The sequence below is a fragment of the Arthrobacter sp. NPDC056493 genome, from assembly GCF_042795115.1.
GTDB lineage: Bacteria > Actinomycetota > Actinomycetes > Actinomycetales > Micrococcaceae > Arthrobacter.
Genome location: NZ_JBHTSL010000089.1, coordinates 1 through 15512 on the forward strand (window position 1 = coordinate 1; position 15512 = coordinate 15512).

Genomic DNA, 15512 nt, shown 5'->3' on the forward strand with positions numbered 1-15512 from the left:
ACGACTCCGCCGCAGCCGGCCCCTCCTTCAAAACAGCCACCGCACGCGAAATCTCCGCCCGCGACAACGGATCCAGGGGGTGCGCTACCCCAACAACAGTCGCGGCTTCAGTATCGATAGTCATGCTTTTACTCCTTAACTAGGTCCTTCAACAGGAAGAGGTGCCTATGGCCTGGGAGCCGAAGTGCTCCGGAAACGGGCCTTGAGGAAGCCGAGGGGCAGTCATGCTGGTTGTTGACCCACACACGCACGGCCTGGATCTCGTGCCCGGCCCGGTCGGTGGTGTTGCCGTTGGGGCCAAAAGACACAAAAGTCCCTGGATTCTCAGAACTGTTCGTCCTTGTCAGAACTGTTCATCCCTGGTGCAGATGAGCTCTGCTTCGAGCCCTGCCGGTGTGATGCCGGTCACCTGCATTCCTTTCACAAGCAAAACTACGTGAGGGAATTCAATTAGGCGAGTAATTCATAAAGATTTACTTGAGAAATTCGGCACCATAAATTCCCACTGCAGTTAACATGTTGGAAACATTTGGAAACACGGCCCAGACTGTCGCCGGCGGCGCGGGAATGCTAATGTTCTGCACCGTGGGCCCGAAGACTTGCGTCCCCTCGTGAGCAAGGCAAGCGTGCCCGTCCGAGGGAAAGTTGGTACCCAGTGTCTGCTCGCGGTGATCGCTTCATCACCCCCCGCTCCCCAGTGGAGGGTCTGCGCCGCCGGAGACTTTCCTTCTTGCCGGTCTTCGCGCAGGCAGTCGCAGGCGTGGCACCTGCGGGTGCCATGTCCGTCATTCCGGCTCTTGTCTTTCCGGGACTCGTCTTTGGGTCCAGTGGACCGAACCTCGTGGTCACATTCGGCGCGGCCATGGCGGTCATGGTCCTGGTTTCCTTCTCCCTGCGACCGATGGCACAGCGCATGGCCGCTGTCAGCGGCCTCTACAGCTACACGGCCAAGGGACTTGGCCAGCGGACGGCAATCACCGCCGGCTGGTCAGCTATGTTCGGTTACGGCCTCGTCGCCATGGCGAGTCTGTTGCTTGTGGGCACATACGTCGTCCAGCTGTTCATCAACCTCGGGGTCCCCGTCGCGGACTCCAAGGTCATCACAGTGCCGGTCATTGTTGCCGCCGCGGCCGCGGCCTGCCTCCTCATGGTGAGGGGGATCCGGGTATCGGCGTGGTTCACCGTGTTATTGGAATCCATTTCAATCGGTGTCCTCGCCGTCCTCATGATCGTCTACTTCGCGTTCAACGCACCAAGCGCCAATCTCGGGAGTGTGTTTGCGTGGAACGGAGATTTTGATTCGTTGCCGATCGGCATCGTCGTGGCCGTAAGTGCCTTCGTTGGCTTCGAAAGCCCGACCACGCTGGGCGGCGAGGCACACAGGCCCTTCGTTACCGTGCCACGTGCCATCACGTGGACCCCCATTCTTATGGGCGTGCTGTGCCTTCTTGCAGTAACCGCCCAGGACGCCGCACTCAAGGAGGCACCGTTGAGCATCGCGGCCAGCTCTACACCGTTGTCTGACCTGTTTTCCCAGTCTTCCCCTGTGTCTGCCGCGGTCCTTGACCTGGGAATCGCAGCATCCTGGTTTGGCTGCGCGATCGCATCCGTGAACGCCCTTGCCAGGATATTTTTCTGCATGGGAAGGGAAGGGGTGGCGCCGCGACTGGTCGGCCGGACCCATCCCGTCTTTCGAACTCCCTCGACGGCAATCATGGTAATCATGCCGATAGTTGCCATCGTTCCCATCGGCGTCATCATCTTCGGCGCCAGTCCGGAGCGGGGCCTCGTGAACCTCTTCACACTGGGCGCCTATGGATACCTTGGCTCCTATATCCTTGCCAGCGCGTCAATGCCCTTCTTCCTGCGCCGGATAGGCGAGAGCACGTACTCCAGCTGGATACTGGGAGCCGTGACTACCGTCGCCCTCGGAGCGGTCTTCTGGACGGCCGCGGCGGCATCGATCCGCACTGGCAGTCTGCAAACGGTCATCTACGCCGGTGTACTCCTGGCCAGCGTCCTGTACGCCACGTTCCTCCGCCTCCGGTTACCCGGGCGTCTGGCGTCCGTCGGCATCTACGACGAAACCCGGGAATTGGACCTCTTTAATGGCAGGGCTACCCCATGACCTACAGGCCCACCCACTCCGGACCCAGCACGACGTCAAACCCGCTCAGGATCCTGGAAATCGTGGCCCGGTTCGGTACCGGGACAACGGCTAAAGAGGTCACCGATGCCCTGCAGATGCCGCAGGCGACCGCGTACCGGATTTTGAATTCGCTCGTCGCGGACGAATATCTGGCCCGCACATCCGACCTCCGTGGTTTTGCACTCGGACAGGCGATTTCGGGGCTGATTACTGCCGCGACTCCCCCAACTGTTCCCACCGCAGCCCGCGCCCTGATACAGGAATTCCGCGGCGGGAACCGTTTTGCAGTGCATCTCTTCATGTTCCGGAGCGCTTCCCTCAGGGTTGCCGATGAAGACCCGGATTATCCGCTCCACTCTGTTTTCGAAATGCTCCGGTATCCGCATGCGTCCGCCGCAGGAAAGCTGATGCTTGCTGAACTTGGCGATCCGGCCATCTCACTCCCGAAAGGGCCGCTGGTGAAGCTGACACAGCACACCATCACAAACAGTGGTCAGTTGGAAGAACAACTGGCGGAAATAAGGCTCAATGGCGAGGCCTCGGAAATCAACGAATTAGAACAGGGCTCCGCCAGTCTGGCACTCCCCGTCCGGCTGCCTGACGGCGTGGCCGGCGCAGCCCTGTGCCTGTCCAGTCCCGCGGAGCGGTTCACGGCAACTCGCGAACACGCGCAAGCGGCCCGTGAACTTACGTCACGGCTGGCACCATTCCTGTTCTGATCGCCACGAAGGCGCGCCAGGAATTGCTGGCGCGCCTTATGTGTGGAGATCCTGTCTTTCTTCTTACTGGGCTGCTTTGGCGAGGGTTTCGCGTTCGGCGGCGATGGTGGTGTTCTCCCCGTGTCCGGTCCTGACGATGGTGTCCGCGGGGAGGGTGAGGAGCCGTTCGCGGATGGAGGCCAGGATGGTGGGGTAGTCGCTGTAGGAGCGGCCGGTCGCGCCGGGTCCGCCGTTGAACAGGGTGTCCCCGGTGAACACGGTCCCCTCGGTTTCGAGGTGGAAACAGGTGGAACCGGGTGAGTGGCCGGGGGTGTGGATCGCCTTCAGCACTGCCCCCGCGACCTGGAACTCGTCCCCGTCCTTGATTTCCTTATCGGGGGTGGTGCCGGGGTAGACCTGTTCCCAGAGGACCTGGTCCTCCGGGTTCAGCCAGATGGGGGCGCCGACGGCGTCGGCGAGTTCGCGGGCGGCGCCGATGTGGTCGTTGTGCGCGTGCGTGAGCAGGATCGCCTGGACCTTCCGGCCCCGGACCTGGTTGATGATCGCGGCCGCGTCGTGCGGGGAATCAATGATCACGCACTCGGTGCCGTTCCCGACGATCCAGACGTTGTTGTCCACATCCCAGGTCCCCCCGTCCAGGGAGAACGTCCCCGAGGTGACCAGATTCTCAACCGTGACACTCACGCGGACGCCCTCTCGGAGTGGATTTCGACGACGGAGCTGATTTCAACAACTGAGCGGAGGACTTTGCCCCCGTGCATCGTTTCGAAGGCCTCTTCCATCTGGTCGATGGCGATGCGCTCAGAGACGAATGACTTAAGGTCAGGGTTGCCCCGCCAGCTTTCTTGACGGATCTTGGAAATGGCCAGACTGCGAACCGTTTCACCGAAGACCTCGTCGGGGTCGAGGCGGCGGAGTTCTTCGGCGAGGCAGTCGCGGAGGCTGCGCCGCGGGAGGGAGATCCGCTGCGCGGGCTGCCCGGGCTGGGTGAGCTCGGCGACGGTGTGTCCAGGCCGAAACAGCCGGATGTCGCCGGAGGTCCGGGTCAGCTGGACGCCACGAATGCCGGTGCCGGCGGGCTCAGCGACGATGGTGACCGGCACGTCCAGGGCCTGCGTGAGCCACGCCGCGAGCAGGATGGTGCTGGGCGAGTCCGTGGCGCCTTCGACGGTGACAGAAGTGATGGGGGTACCGTCTGCCTGATCCAGGACGGCGGCGAGCTTAATCCGCCAGTTGGTCAGCCGGGTCCAGGCGAGATCGGTGTCGCCGGCCTTGTAAGTGTTCCGGATGTTCTCCAGCGCCACCTGCGGCTCGGCCTCGTTCGCAGAATCCGTGATGCGGCGGTGCGCAATCCGCCCGATAGAGGTTTGGCTGGCGTTCTCCGGGGCCCCGTTCGGCCACCACGCCACAATTGGGGCGTCGGGCAGCAGCAGCGCGGCGACGAGGGATTCGCTCTCCTCGGCGAGTTCACCGAAACCGCGCAGCACGATGACCTCGGAGGCGCCGGCGTCCCCGCCGACCCGAATCTGCGCGTCGAGCCGGGCGGGTTCGTCCAGCGAGCCGGCCGCCAGCACGATGATCCGGCAGGGGTGTTCGCGGCTGGCCTCATTGGCCGCCTCGATCGCTTCCTCTTCCAGCCCGGACTTGGTGATAACCACCAGGGTGAGGACGCGGCCGAGGGCGATCACTCCGCCCTGCGCGCGCAGGGACTGGATCCTCTTGGAAACGTTGGAGGTGGTGGTGTTGGGGAGATTTACAATCATGGTCTTCTCCAGGTGCGTCCGTCGCGGGTTAGCAGCTCGTCAGCGGAAGCCGGGCCCCAGCTGCCGGGCGCGTACGGCTCGGGCTGGTCGGGCAGGGAGGCCCAGTACTTCTCGAAGGGGTCCAGGATCTTCCAGGACAGTTCCACCTCCTGGTGGCGGGGGAACAGCGGTGGCTCGCCCAGGAGCACGTCCAGGATCAGCCGCTCGTAGGCCTCGGGGCTGGACTCGGTGAACGCGTGGCCGTAACCGAAGTCCATGGTCACGTCCCGGACTTCCATCTGGGTGCCGGGGACCTTGGAGCCAAAGCGGATGGTGGCGCCCTCGTCGGGCTGGACCCGGATGACGACGGCGTTCTGGCCGAAGTCGTCATCGCCCTGACCACGGAACAGCAGGTTCGGTGCCCGCTTGAAGACGACCGCTATCTCGGTGACCCGCCGGCCCAGACGCTTCCCGGCGCGCAGGTAGAACGGCGCGCCGTTCCAGCGCCGGGTGTTAATGTCGACGCGGATCGCGGCGAAGGTTTCGGTGGTGGAGCCGGCTGGGATGCCCTCTTCTTCCAGGTACCCCTGGACCTGTTCCCCGCCCTGCCAGCCGCCGGCGAACTGCCCCCGGGCGGAATGCGTGGACAGGTCCTCCGGTAGCCGGACCGCGGCGAGGACCTTTTCCTTCTCGGCGCGCAGGTCATCGGCGTTGAAGGAGATCGGCTCCTCCATTGCGGTCAGCGCGAGGAGCTGCAGCAGGTGGTTCTGGATGACGTCGCGGGCAGCACCCACGCCGTCGTAATACCCCGCGCGGCCGCCGGTGCCAATGTCCTCGGCCATGGTGATCTGCACATGGTCCACGTAATTGGCGTTCCAGAGCGGCTCGAACAGCTGGTTGACGAAGCGCAGGGCCAGGATGTTCTGGACCGTCTCTTTGCCCAGGTAATGGTCGATCCGGAACACGGAATCGGGTGGGAACACCGATTCGACAATGTTGTTGAGCTGCCGGGCCGATTCGAGGTCGTGGCCAAACGGCTTTTCAATGACCACGCGCCGCCACTTCTCGCCCTCGGCCTGCGCCAGGCCGTGCTTCGAGAGCTGCCGGCAGACCAGTTCGAAGGCCTTTGGCGGGATGGAGAGGTAGAACGCGTGGTTTCCGCGGGTACCGCGCTCCTCGTCCAGTTCGGCCAGAGTGGCCGAAAGCCGCCCAAAGGCGGCGTCGTCGTCGAACTCGCCCTGGACGAAGCGGATGCCCTCGGAAAGCTGGCTCCAAACTGCCTCAGAAAACGGCGTCCGGGAATATGCTTTGACGGACTCTTTTACCGCGGCCGTGAGATCCTCATTCGTCCGGTTCTGCCGGCCGAAGCCCACCAACGCGAAGCTTGGCGGCAGGAGTCCCCGGTTTGCGAGGTCATAGACGGCGGGCAAAAGCTTCTTGCGTGCCAAGTCTCCGGTTACGCCAAAGAGCACCAGGGAGCATGGGCCCGCCACCCGGGACAGCCGGCGGTCGCGCGGGTCCCGGAGCGGATTCTGCCCGGACCTCACACTCGAATCAGGGTAAGTAACAGACATTGTTTGCCTTCTAACTTTCGACAGGCAGTGTGCCGTCAACCGACGGTCACGAGAGAACTAGCTCGCGAGTCTCCCCAAAGGGAACGGTGTCGCTGAGCGTAAGCGTGTACCGGCCGGGATCATGGCGGGTGACCAGAATGCCGGCAAACCGCTGCGGCGCCCGGCGGAGCAAGGCCTCTGCATCGTCGAGTAACTCGTAAAGTCGAACAGGGTCGTTAACGAGGACTTCCACGTACTCGGCTACCTGACTAGACATGATGAACAGCTTCCTTCCCAGGGATTAGGGTCCCCCAATATGCAACCCCTCATCCTCGGGGGTGCTGTGTCTTAACTCCGTTGTCTTAACTCCGTAGGTGGCGTCCCGCGGCCGCAAGGGCACGGGACGCCACCGTCAATCGGCGACCTAGACGATGGCTGCGCGGAGTTCCTTCGCGGCCAGTGCGGGGTCGGCTGCACCGTAGATGGCGCCGCCGGCGACGGCGACATCGGCGCCGGCCTTCTGGACGTCACCGATGGTGGCGAGCTTCACGCCGCCGGCTACGGAGAACGGAACGCGGGCTTCGGCGCCGGCGCGGAGCAGACCGTTCAGGTCGAAGCCGGGCTTGGCCTGCTCGTCCAGGCCGGCGTGCATCTCGACGAACTTCGCACCCAGGGCGCGGACTTCCTTGGCACGGGTGACCTTGTCGGCGATGCCGATCAGGTCAACGACAACGCCCTTGTTGTGGGCCTTGGCAGCCGTGACCGCACCGGCGATGGTGGAGTCATCTGCGGCGCCGAGCACGGTGACCAGGTCAGCGCCGGCCTTGAACGCGATGTCGGCCTCAAGCTCACCGGCATCCATCGTCTTCAGGTCAGCGAAAACGATCTTGTCCGGGTGGGCTTCCTTGACCGCGGTGATGACGGAGAGGCCCTCGGCCTTGATCAGCGGCGTGCCGAGCTCGATGATGTCAACGTATTCGGCAACCTTGCCGGCCAGCTCGAGAGCGGCTTCGGTGGTCAGGAGGTCGATAGCAACTTGGAGCTTCATGGTGTTGTTTCTTTCTGTAGGGAACTGCAATTGGGTGTGGAAAATCGGAAAATATTGAAGTGGGCCCGGGCTACCCGGGGCTGGCGGTTACTCGAGGTTGGCGTGGCGCAGCCACAGCTCCTCCGCCGGCTGGGCGTCGTTATCCCAGAGCGACTGGAAGACTGCCTCGGTGGCGAGGAACAGAACCTGCTCGAAGAGGGACCCGGCGTACTGGCGCGACACGCTGGAGCCGTGGTCGGTCTTCTGGGCGGCGGGAATGGTCACGACGGCGTCGGCGAGACCGGCCAGGGGCGAGTCCGGGTTGGTGGTGAACACGGCGATCCGCGCTCCGGCCTTCGCTGCTGTTTCCGCTGACTTGACCACTCCGGAGGTGGTTCCCGATCCGGAGGCTACCAGGAGCAGATCACCGGAGCTGATCGCGGGAGTGGTGGTGTCGCCGGCGACGTGGACATTCAGGCCCAAGTGCATCAGCCTCATGGCGGCCATGCGCAGGACCAGGCCGCTTCGGCCGGCTCCGGCGACAAACACGCGGCCTGTCAGGCTAAGGTGCCGTGCCAGGCCAGCCACCTCTTGCGGGTCGATCTTGGCCGCCGTGGCCGCGATCTCGTCCCCGACGAGGGACAGATTGCGGACAATGTCATCTGTGGTGCTGTACACAGTCGCGGTTGCTGTCGGATTCACGATTTTTCCCTTCGATTCGGCCAATCGGCCTGTAGCAGCCGAGTGGATGCTTTCTGGTTGATATCCATGATTCCGAAGCAACCGGGCCGGGGTAACACTGTTTTCTGACGGTTTTGACTACCCTTAAGGATTGGTCGGTGGCTGGGAAAGGGCTCTGCAAGAGGAGGCGGCAAAGGCTCCACAGGAGATCAAAGGCCTTTAAGTACTGCCGGACTGTAGTATTAGCCCCAACCCGTAGCCCATCTTCGGAGCGCAGACTTTTGGCCTCGCCGACCCCCTTCGAGTCGCAGATATATCGGTCCTTACCCGAGATCGAGCGGGCCGATGCGATTGTCGACAGAATTTCCACGGCTATCTCCCTGGGGCTGCTCAAGGTGGGTGAACGCTTGCCACCCGAAGCCTCACTCTCGGAGATGTTCGGGGTCGGCGGCGCGACCCTTCGCGAAGCTTTGGGGGAACTGCGCGAACGGGGAATCGTTGAAACGCGCAGGGGCCGGAGCGGAGGATCCTTCGTCGTCCGGCAACCCCGGAGCCAGACCGACGCGCTTCGGGATTGGTTTCTCTCGACGTCCATTTCTGAAATACGCGACATCGGAGACGAACATTCGGCCATTGCCGCCACCACCATCCGTCTGGCATGTGAACGCGCGGAAGCACATGACTTCGAGCGCCTCCAGGAACTTGCGCGGGCACTGGTTCTGGCCAGGACCCCCGAGGTCCGCGCGTCTGCCGACAGCCGCTTCCACATCGAGTTGGCAGTTTCTGCGCAGTCGCCGAGGCTGGCCAACGCCGAAATCCGGCTTCAGGAAGAGTCAGTTCAACAGTTGTGGGCCCCACTCGGCGTAGCACTTGACCCCGAAACGGCAACCGCTGAACACTTGGAGTTGGTCCGGGCAGTGGCCCAAGACCAACCCGAGAGGGCCCAGAAACTGGCACTTGAGCACATCAGGCGGAATATTTTTCATCTCATTGACACGAAACTGACCCTCGGTTACAGCCAATCAATTCAGGAACCCAATGAAGCCCGACACTGAAGTCGTACATGCTGCCAATGCCCTCACTTCGTGGACCAACGGCGTCTCCACGGAGATCGCGGAACTTTCCAGAAACGTTGCCTCGCTGCTTGAACGAAATCTCGTCGGGAAGTCCAAGGTAGATAAGGCCGCCCTGGCCGGGCTGGACAAACTCTCACAGGAGTTCCTGGCGAAGAACACTTTTGCGGTCGGTGCCGGGACGTTCTTCGCCCATGAATCCGTTGAGGAAGGCGGCCGGGCCCTGGAATGGTGGTCCCGCAAGGGTTCGGGTTCGGTCGGAAGGCTGGATTTTGACCTGACTCCGGGCAGCAACCGGTTCTACGACTATGAGAAGCTGCCGTTTTTCTCGACTGCCGCTTCCACAGGTGAACAGACCCTCTGGGGCCCCTACATCGACTATCTCGGCTTCGAGGAATACATCCTGACGTTCACCGCACCGTTTTCCGTCCATGGAACCTTCACGGGGGTTGCGGGATGCGACATTCGACTCAAGGACCTGGAGCCCCTCATCATGCCCCACTTGCGCGTCATCCAGGGAGATGCCGCCCTCGTCAACGCCAGCAACCGTGTCATTCTCGGCAACTCCGGGATGTACCTCGTTGGCGAGAGGATCAAGTCCGGATCCCCGCAGCAGCACCGGATGGCTCTGGACGTCCCGCATCTGGGGCTTTCGTTGATCTACACCACCTCGCCGTGACCTCCTAGAGCAGGTGGGCGGTCGTGGCGCCGCGGCGACCTGATGATGGAAAACCTTCGTCCCTGAAACTTTGATGGGTCACTCGGCACGAGCGGCCCTGAGCCGGATCGCCACGTGCGTGACGACTGCCGCGACTGCCCCCTTCCCCGCAATGGCACGGGAATTGCGCACCCCAGCGCCCACGAAGCGGGTAATACGCTGACTGGCGCCCACTCCCGGCAAGCCGTTCGAGGACGCTCAAGATTGATCTGAAAAAAGCTATTGCATTGCAGCTTTAAGGAGTAATCTTCAAAGTGATCTGTTTCACAGGAGAGCCGAAGGCGTGGGGTGCGCCGCAGGCTCGGAAGCCTTCAGCTCGAAGAATCCGGCGCTCATAGCCGGCCCGCCGTGATGGAGAGGGATTCACCGATAGCGGCTTCGCTTTCAGGCAGTTCAGCGACGAACCCGACCTGAACCAGCAGCGGAACCGGGACGAAGGTGTCGTATTCGGGAAGAGCTTCCTCAGCCGGCCTGCGACCTAAGCAGGACCTGGACAAGAATCTGACAACTTATGCGTTGTTTAAGGGAGATTGTTATGAGTGAAAATCATGTGGATGGGGGCGACGGCCTGGAAAGGTCGATTGACTGGAAGCAGGGCCTGGCAATTGCGCTGGGGGTGCCTCTGCTGATTCTGCCCTCCTTGGGCTACCTTCCGATGTATCTATCGGCCGCAGCAATTCTTATTTGGGGGCTATCGGTCATTCAGGGTTTCTTTCAGAACGCCGCGTACGCTGAAATGGCCACCACTTTTCCCAGGGCTTCTGGCCTCCCGGGTTTTGCCCAGCATGTATTTCGCACTGCGAACTACCAAGGCAAGTACGACAAGAGCAAGCTGATAGGCGGCTTCAGCGCCTGGAGCTACTGGTTCGCCTGGACCCCGGTACTGGCGATCTTTTCCATCCTTGTCGGCAGCTACCTGCACGGGCTTTTTCCAGTGCTGGGCGAAATGTTTACCGAGAATCAGCTCGCCCTGATGACAGGCCTGGTGATTTTCGGCGGACTGTTCGTCGTCAACTGGTTCGGCCTGAAGGACGGCGCCAAGCTGGGCTACATCCTGGCGGCCTTTTCCCTCATCCCGCTGGTCGTCCTGACAGTGGCACCTTTTGCCACCGGGCATGTTGAGCTGGCCAACATCACCGGCAGCTGGATCCCGGCCGACTGGGCTTGGGACATGCACCACATCCTGATTCTGTTGGGCATCTTTGCGATCGCACAGTGGAGTGCCTGCGCCTGGGAAACGGCCGCGATCTACGGCCCGGAGTACAAAAACCCGGCCAAAGATGTCTCCAAAGCCCTGTTTGCCTGCGGCGTCATCTGCTTCTTCTCGTTCGTGCTCGTACAAGCTGCAGTGATCGGCGTGCTCGGTGTTGACGGCGTACTGGACCAGCCCGTGTCTCCCCTGATCCCCGTCGCCCACGCTGTCTTCGGCGAAGCCGGCTCCATGATCACCATCATCATGCTGATCGCCGCGATGGTCCTGATCATCCAAACGGCCTATCTTGGCTCATCCCGCGCCATGCACTCCATGGCGGTCGAAGGAAACCTCCCCAGGACCCTCGGCAAAACGAACCGCCACGGCACCCCGTTTATTGCCATGCTGGTCATCGGAGCCTTCAACCTGGTGCTGATTTTCATGGGCAACCCGGCTGCGATCGTCGCGGCATCGGCCATCGGCTACACCTGCGCCAACGGCATCAGCCTGTTCGCCTACGTCAGAGCCAAAAAGCACCCCGCCTTCGCCTCTCTGGAACGGCCTTTCAAGGCACCCAGGGGCTGGAAACACGTCGCCATGGTTTTCGGCCTGTTCAACCTGCCCCTGTGCCTGGCCGGCGTGGTCTACCTTAACAGCCTGGAGATCGGCTGGACCCCGACCTGGGTCGGCTTCATCGTACTGGCCCTCTACATACCCATCTGGTTCTATTCCCAGAATGAAACAAGGCGCGCGAACCACAAGGCAGCCACTGCCGGCGCAGCAGGTCATGATGCCGCAGATCTGTCAAAGGCTTCCAGCTCTTAGGTGATGGAGCCGGCACTTACGACGCACCGGCGCCTCCGGTAGGCGCGCGGATTAGTCTGCCCGAGCCGTGATCTGACCCCATAAAGACAGGAAGGCAAGACCGTCAATGAAGCGGTCCTGCCTTCCTGTCTTTTTTACGTCCGGAGTCCGCCGGCGTGCCAATACCCACTCGATGAAAGGTTTGATCCCACCAGGTCACCGGGCGGATAAAGCAACACCACGCGGCGTAGCGGGGAATCCGGGCCTGCAAACTTCGCGCTTCTAAACGTAATAGTGACAGAGCGGACAGATTTTAATAAAAAAGGCTGGACTAGATGAATTACGAGGAGTAGGTTTGCTTTTGGGACGAAGATGCGTGACCGGCATCACACCAGCAGACCTCGGAGCAGAGCTCGGCTGGACCCCTGGAGACAGAGGGCGCCGGGTTGGCAAAGCCCCTCCCGCCGCTAACCGGGGTTGAGGTGCCCGTCATCGCAGTTTTCATACGCACCCGAAGACGAACAGTTCTGACAAAGACGAACAGTTCTGACGAATCATTTTCACCACTATCCACACAGGAGAGACCCATGGAAACCCTCGTAGGAACTTTGAGCAAGGCCGGATCCATCCACAAGGTAGTAGGCGGCTACGTCGGCCTGCCGTCCATGAACGAGCCTGGAACGGTCGCTGCAATCGGTGACTCCCTCCACAACCCTGAGGGGTCGGTCATGAGCGCCGGCTTCTTCGAGCTGAAGGCCTCCGAACCCCTGGTGTACACCTACACCTACGACGAAATGAAGGTCGTCGTAGCCGGCGAGTTCATCCTCACCGACGAATCGACGGGGGAAGTCACGCACGCGAAGGAGCGCGACGTACTGTTCTTCCCGAAGGGCACCACCGTCAAGTTTGAGACCCCCGAGTACGGCCTGGGGTTCTTCACCGGCCACCGCTCCTTCGCACCGTAAGGACCGACCATGCGTTCCGCGTCCATGCCGCTGGCAGGAGGCACCGGACTGGAACCTGGTTTCCGCGGTGTCATCTGTGCGTCTTTTGGCGCCACAGGTGACACCGCGGGTCAACACACCGGTGTCCAGCCCCGGCACGACCTTCATTTCGAATATGCAACCCAGGAGACCCTCTCGGACCTGAGGTCCGTGCTCGGACGTTCGCACGTCGGAGTCCGCCTGGTACTCGCCGGCCCCCCGGCCGACATCCGTGCAGCCGCGGCCGCCGCCGCGGACTGTGGACTGCAGCAGGAGGAGATCACCCTCCTTAGTGACGAAACCGCGCCCCGGGTAATTTACTGCGGGCACTGCCGCGCCACCACCAAAACTGTTCGGCCAGCCGGCGAAGAGGTGCAGTGCCAGGGATGTGCCACCACCCTGGCTACCACAGATCACTTTTCGCGCCGAATGGGTGCGTACCTGGGATACTCAGCCCACGCCGAGGAGGCATCATGACTATCACGGCGCTCCCGATCACCGCCCACCCGGCGGTGGAAGGTGGTCTCCAGCTGGAGGTGACGAACGTCAGTCCCCAGACGGAATCGATTGTCAGCATCACGTTGGCTGATCCGTCGGGCGCACGCCTTCCTTCCTATGTCCCGGGCAGCCACCTGGTTGTCCAGTACGGCAGCGGCGTGAATGCGTATTCGCTCACCGGCTCGGGCAACGGCCCGTCCGAATACACCATCTCGGTCCTCCGGGTCGAAGAGGGTGCCGGCGGCTCGGTGGCAATGCACGAGCTCGCCGTCGGGGACCGGGTGTACGTCTCCCGGCCCCGCAGCGCGTTCGCTCCGGCCTCAACAGCCACACACCACTTGCTGATCGCAGCAGGAATCGGCATCACCCCGGTCCTCTCGCACGCCCGGGCCGCCGCCGACCGCGGCACGACATCCTCCCTGATCTACGTGTACAGGCCCGGAGCCGGCGCCCACGTGGAGGAAGCCAGGGACCTGCTCGGACCGGCCCTGACCGAATGCAGCAACCGCGACAGTTTTCAAAAGGTCCTGACCGAACAGCTCATGGCCCAGGGCCTGGGAACCCACCTCTACGTTTGCGGTCCGGTTGCCTTCATGGATGCAGTCCTGGATCAGGCGCGGGACCTGGGATGGCCCCCGGCGAGGCTGCATTCGGAAGCCTTCGGGGCGGCGGAACTGGACGACGGCGAGCCGTTCACGGTGAACCTTGTCCGCAGCGGCCTCAAGCTGGACGTTCCGGCCGGCGTGTCACTGCTGGAAACACTCGAAAAGGCAGGGAAGACCATCCCCAACATGTGCCGCAAGGGCATCTGCGGCGAATGCGTCCTGCCGGTCCTCCGGGGTACCCCGCAGCACCGGGACCTCTACCTGACCGACCAGGAAAAGGCCGAGAACACCACAATGATGTGCTGTGTTTCACGCAGCGAAGACCCAGAATTGGAGTTGGACCTTTGAGCATCACCATCGACAAAGACACTGACACCGCCACCCTCCCGGAACGCATCAGGCGCTTTCCCTTCCCCTTCACCGGTGAAAGCTACCGCTACAGCGCCAACGTCGAACCGGCCAACAAAAATGTGCCCACAGACGCCGGTGCCTGGGGAGCCGGCGTCATCGACATCGACGAGTTCTACCTCCAGGAACTGGCCGACCGCGACCGGATCCTGACCCGGGACCCCTCACGCATGCAGGTCCTGCCCCACATGCGGCCCGCCGTATGGGACACGATCGCCCACCTGCTGCCCACCATGGCCGAGGAAAACCCGGACATCATGTCCTTCCACCGCGACGGGAACTCCTGCCGCTGGCAGAACAGGCTGCAGGGCCTCGACGTGGAGTTCACCGTCGGCGACGACGACTCGCTGCCCATGGGCCCCCTGCGGTTCCTGGGCAGCCAGATCCAGGACGACATCGTTCTCCTCGACATTCGGGACAACACGATGTGGCTCGACGCCGGCCTGGTCTCCTTCGCCGCGGACTGGTCCTTCAATTTCGACGTCGGCATGAGCTTCCTCGAAATCCATGGACCCGTCCCGCGGGTCAAGGAAGAAAACATCATCAGCCGCGCCGAACAGTTCCTCATGCGCCTGCAGCCCGGCGAACAGTTCCGTCGCACCAACTGGACCATGACCGTCGGCAACCGCCTGGACACCTCCACCGAAACCTACCCAGAATGGGGCCCGGACCGCGGAACCATCGCCACCGACCCCGACATGCCGGACAAGCTCCACCTCCGCGTCGAAGTCCAGCATCTGATCCGCCTCCCCCACACCGGGGTCCTGCTGTTCCTGATCCGCAGCTACCTCCTGCCCCTCAGGGACATCGCCCGGGTCCCCGGCTGGCGCGAAAAGTTTGGCCACGTACTGGCCGAACTCCCGGAAGATATGGCCGAGTACAAAGGCATCGTCCGTTACCGCAAAGCGGCGTCTGACTGGTTGCTGGCCGGGTAACGCCACCGGCAATTTCTGGATGCTCCCTGCATTAAGTGCAGTCACACGAGAGTAATCCATAAAAAAGGCTGGACTAGATGATTTAGATGGCGTAGCTTTTTCTACACGGACGGAATGTACGTGGCCGGCATCACACATCCGACACGCTCGGAGCAGAGCCTGGCCGGCCCCTAGAAGTAGCACCAGAGATGAACAGTTCTGACGAAGACGAACAGTTCTGAGAATCCGGGGACCTTTGGCCCCAACAGCAACACCACATAGGCATCCTCATCCTGATCAAGGACTTATCAAGGAGTAAAGCATGACTCTCGACATTGAAACTTCAGCCGCTGTTGGGGTAGCGCACCCCCTGGATCCGTTGTCGCGGGCGGAGATTTCGCGTGCGGTGGCTGTTTTGAAGGAGGGGCCGGCTGCGGCGGAGTCGT

General features: G+C 62.2%; 14 protein-coding genes and 1 pseudogene. 9 read left to right on the top strand and 6 right to left on the bottom strand.

Annotated features, from left to right (window positions below; genetic code table 11):
• Window positions 1-730 precede the first annotated feature (730 nt).
• Window positions 731-2128: an APC family permease gene (locus tag ACFQ50_RS23250; RefSeq protein WP_377997969.1), complete on the top strand. Its 1398-nt coding sequence runs from the start codon at window positions 731-733 to the stop codon at window positions 2126-2128.
• Window positions 2125-2868 carry an IclR family transcriptional regulator gene (locus tag ACFQ50_RS23255; protein WP_377997970.1) on the top strand — a complete coding sequence of 248 codons (744 nt, stop codon included), beginning with the start codon at window positions 2125-2127 and terminating at the stop codon, window positions 2866-2868. The genes ACFQ50_RS23250 and ACFQ50_RS23255 overlap by 4 nt, the downstream gene beginning before the upstream one ends.
• A 63-nt stretch (window positions 2869-2931) precedes the next feature.
• Here ACFQ50_RS23255 and ACFQ50_RS23260 read toward each other — a convergent pair whose 3' ends face one another.
• The 6 genes and pseudogenes from ACFQ50_RS23260 to hxlB form a co-directional block, all read right to left on the bottom strand.
• On the bottom strand, window positions 2932-3552 hold the full coding sequence (locus tag ACFQ50_RS23260) for an MBL fold metallo-hydrolase (RefSeq protein WP_377997971.1): 621 nt from the start codon (window positions 3550-3552) through the stop codon (window positions 2932-2934).
• A gap of 191 nt (window positions 3553-3743) precedes the next feature.
• Window positions 3744-4631 (bottom strand): annotated as a pseudogene (locus tag ACFQ50_RS23265) (glucose-6-phosphate dehydrogenase assembly protein OpcA); the annotation flags it as partial.
• Window positions 4628-6184, bottom strand: a complete 1557-nt coding sequence (gene zwf / locus ACFQ50_RS23270) for a glucose-6-phosphate dehydrogenase (RefSeq protein ID WP_377997972.1) — start codon at window positions 6182-6184, stop codon at window positions 4628-4630. The pseudogene ACFQ50_RS23265 and the gene zwf, both read right to left, overlap by 4 nt.
• Window positions 6185-6230: 46 nt before the next feature.
• The gene (locus ACFQ50_RS23275) at window positions 6231-6440 is read right to left on the bottom strand and encodes a hypothetical protein (RefSeq protein ID WP_377997973.1); all 210 of its coding nucleotides are present in this window, start codon (window positions 6438-6440) and stop codon (window positions 6231-6233) included.
• A gap of 147 nt (window positions 6441-6587) precedes the next feature.
• Window positions 6588-7211: a 3-hexulose-6-phosphate synthase gene (gene hxlA, locus ACFQ50_RS23280; RefSeq protein ID WP_377997974.1), complete on the bottom strand. Its 624-nt coding sequence runs from the start codon at window positions 7209-7211 to the stop codon at window positions 6588-6590.
• 87 nt (window positions 7212-7298) lie between these two features.
• Window positions 7299-7892: a 6-phospho-3-hexuloisomerase gene (gene hxlB, locus ACFQ50_RS23285; RefSeq protein WP_377997975.1), complete on the bottom strand. Its 594-nt coding sequence runs from the start codon at window positions 7890-7892 to the stop codon at window positions 7299-7301.
• Between the two features lie 260 nt (window positions 7893-8152).
• On the opposite strand from hxlB, the gene ACFQ50_RS23290 reads away from it, so the two are divergent.
• The 7 genes from ACFQ50_RS23290 (at window position 8153) to ACFQ50_RS23320 (ending at window position 15087) form a co-directional block, all read left to right on the top strand.
• The gene (locus tag ACFQ50_RS23290) at window positions 8153-8926 is read left to right on the top strand and encodes a FadR/GntR family transcriptional regulator (RefSeq protein WP_377997976.1); all 774 of its coding nucleotides are present in this window, start codon (window positions 8153-8155) and stop codon (window positions 8924-8926) included.
• A complete protein-coding gene (locus ACFQ50_RS23295; RefSeq protein ID WP_377997977.1) occupies window positions 8910-9623 on the top strand; it encodes a cache domain-containing protein in 714 nt (237 codons plus the stop codon). Before ACFQ50_RS23290 ends, ACFQ50_RS23295 begins: the two co-directional genes overlap by 17 nt.
• Before the next feature lie 589 nt (window positions 9624-10212).
• Window positions 10213-11679, top strand: a complete 1467-nt coding sequence (locus ACFQ50_RS23300; RefSeq protein ID WP_377997978.1) for an APC family permease — start codon at window positions 10213-10215, stop codon at window positions 11677-11679.
• A 566-nt stretch (window positions 11680-12245) separates the two neighbouring features.
• Window positions 12246-12623 (top strand): cupin domain-containing protein, encoded by a 378-nt coding sequence (locus tag ACFQ50_RS23305; RefSeq protein ID WP_377997979.1) that lies wholly within the window; start codon window positions 12246-12248, stop codon window positions 12621-12623.
• 9 nt (window positions 12624-12632) lie between these two features.
• Window positions 12633-13118, top strand: a complete 486-nt coding sequence (locus ACFQ50_RS23310; protein ID WP_377997980.1) for a dimethylamine monooxygenase subunit DmmA family protein — start codon at window positions 12633-12635, stop codon at window positions 13116-13118.
• On the top strand, window positions 13115-14092 hold the full coding sequence (locus tag ACFQ50_RS23315; RefSeq protein WP_377997981.1) for a PDR/VanB family oxidoreductase: 978 nt from the start codon (window positions 13115-13117) through the stop codon (window positions 14090-14092). Before ACFQ50_RS23310 ends, ACFQ50_RS23315 begins: the two co-directional genes overlap by 4 nt.
• Complete coding sequence (locus ACFQ50_RS23320) at window positions 14089-15087, top strand: DUF3445 domain-containing protein (protein ID WP_377997982.1); 999 nt, start codon at window positions 14089-14091, stop codon at window positions 15085-15087. Before ACFQ50_RS23315 ends, ACFQ50_RS23320 begins: the two co-directional genes overlap by 4 nt.
• The last annotated feature ends 425 nt before the right edge of the window (window positions 15088-15512 follow it).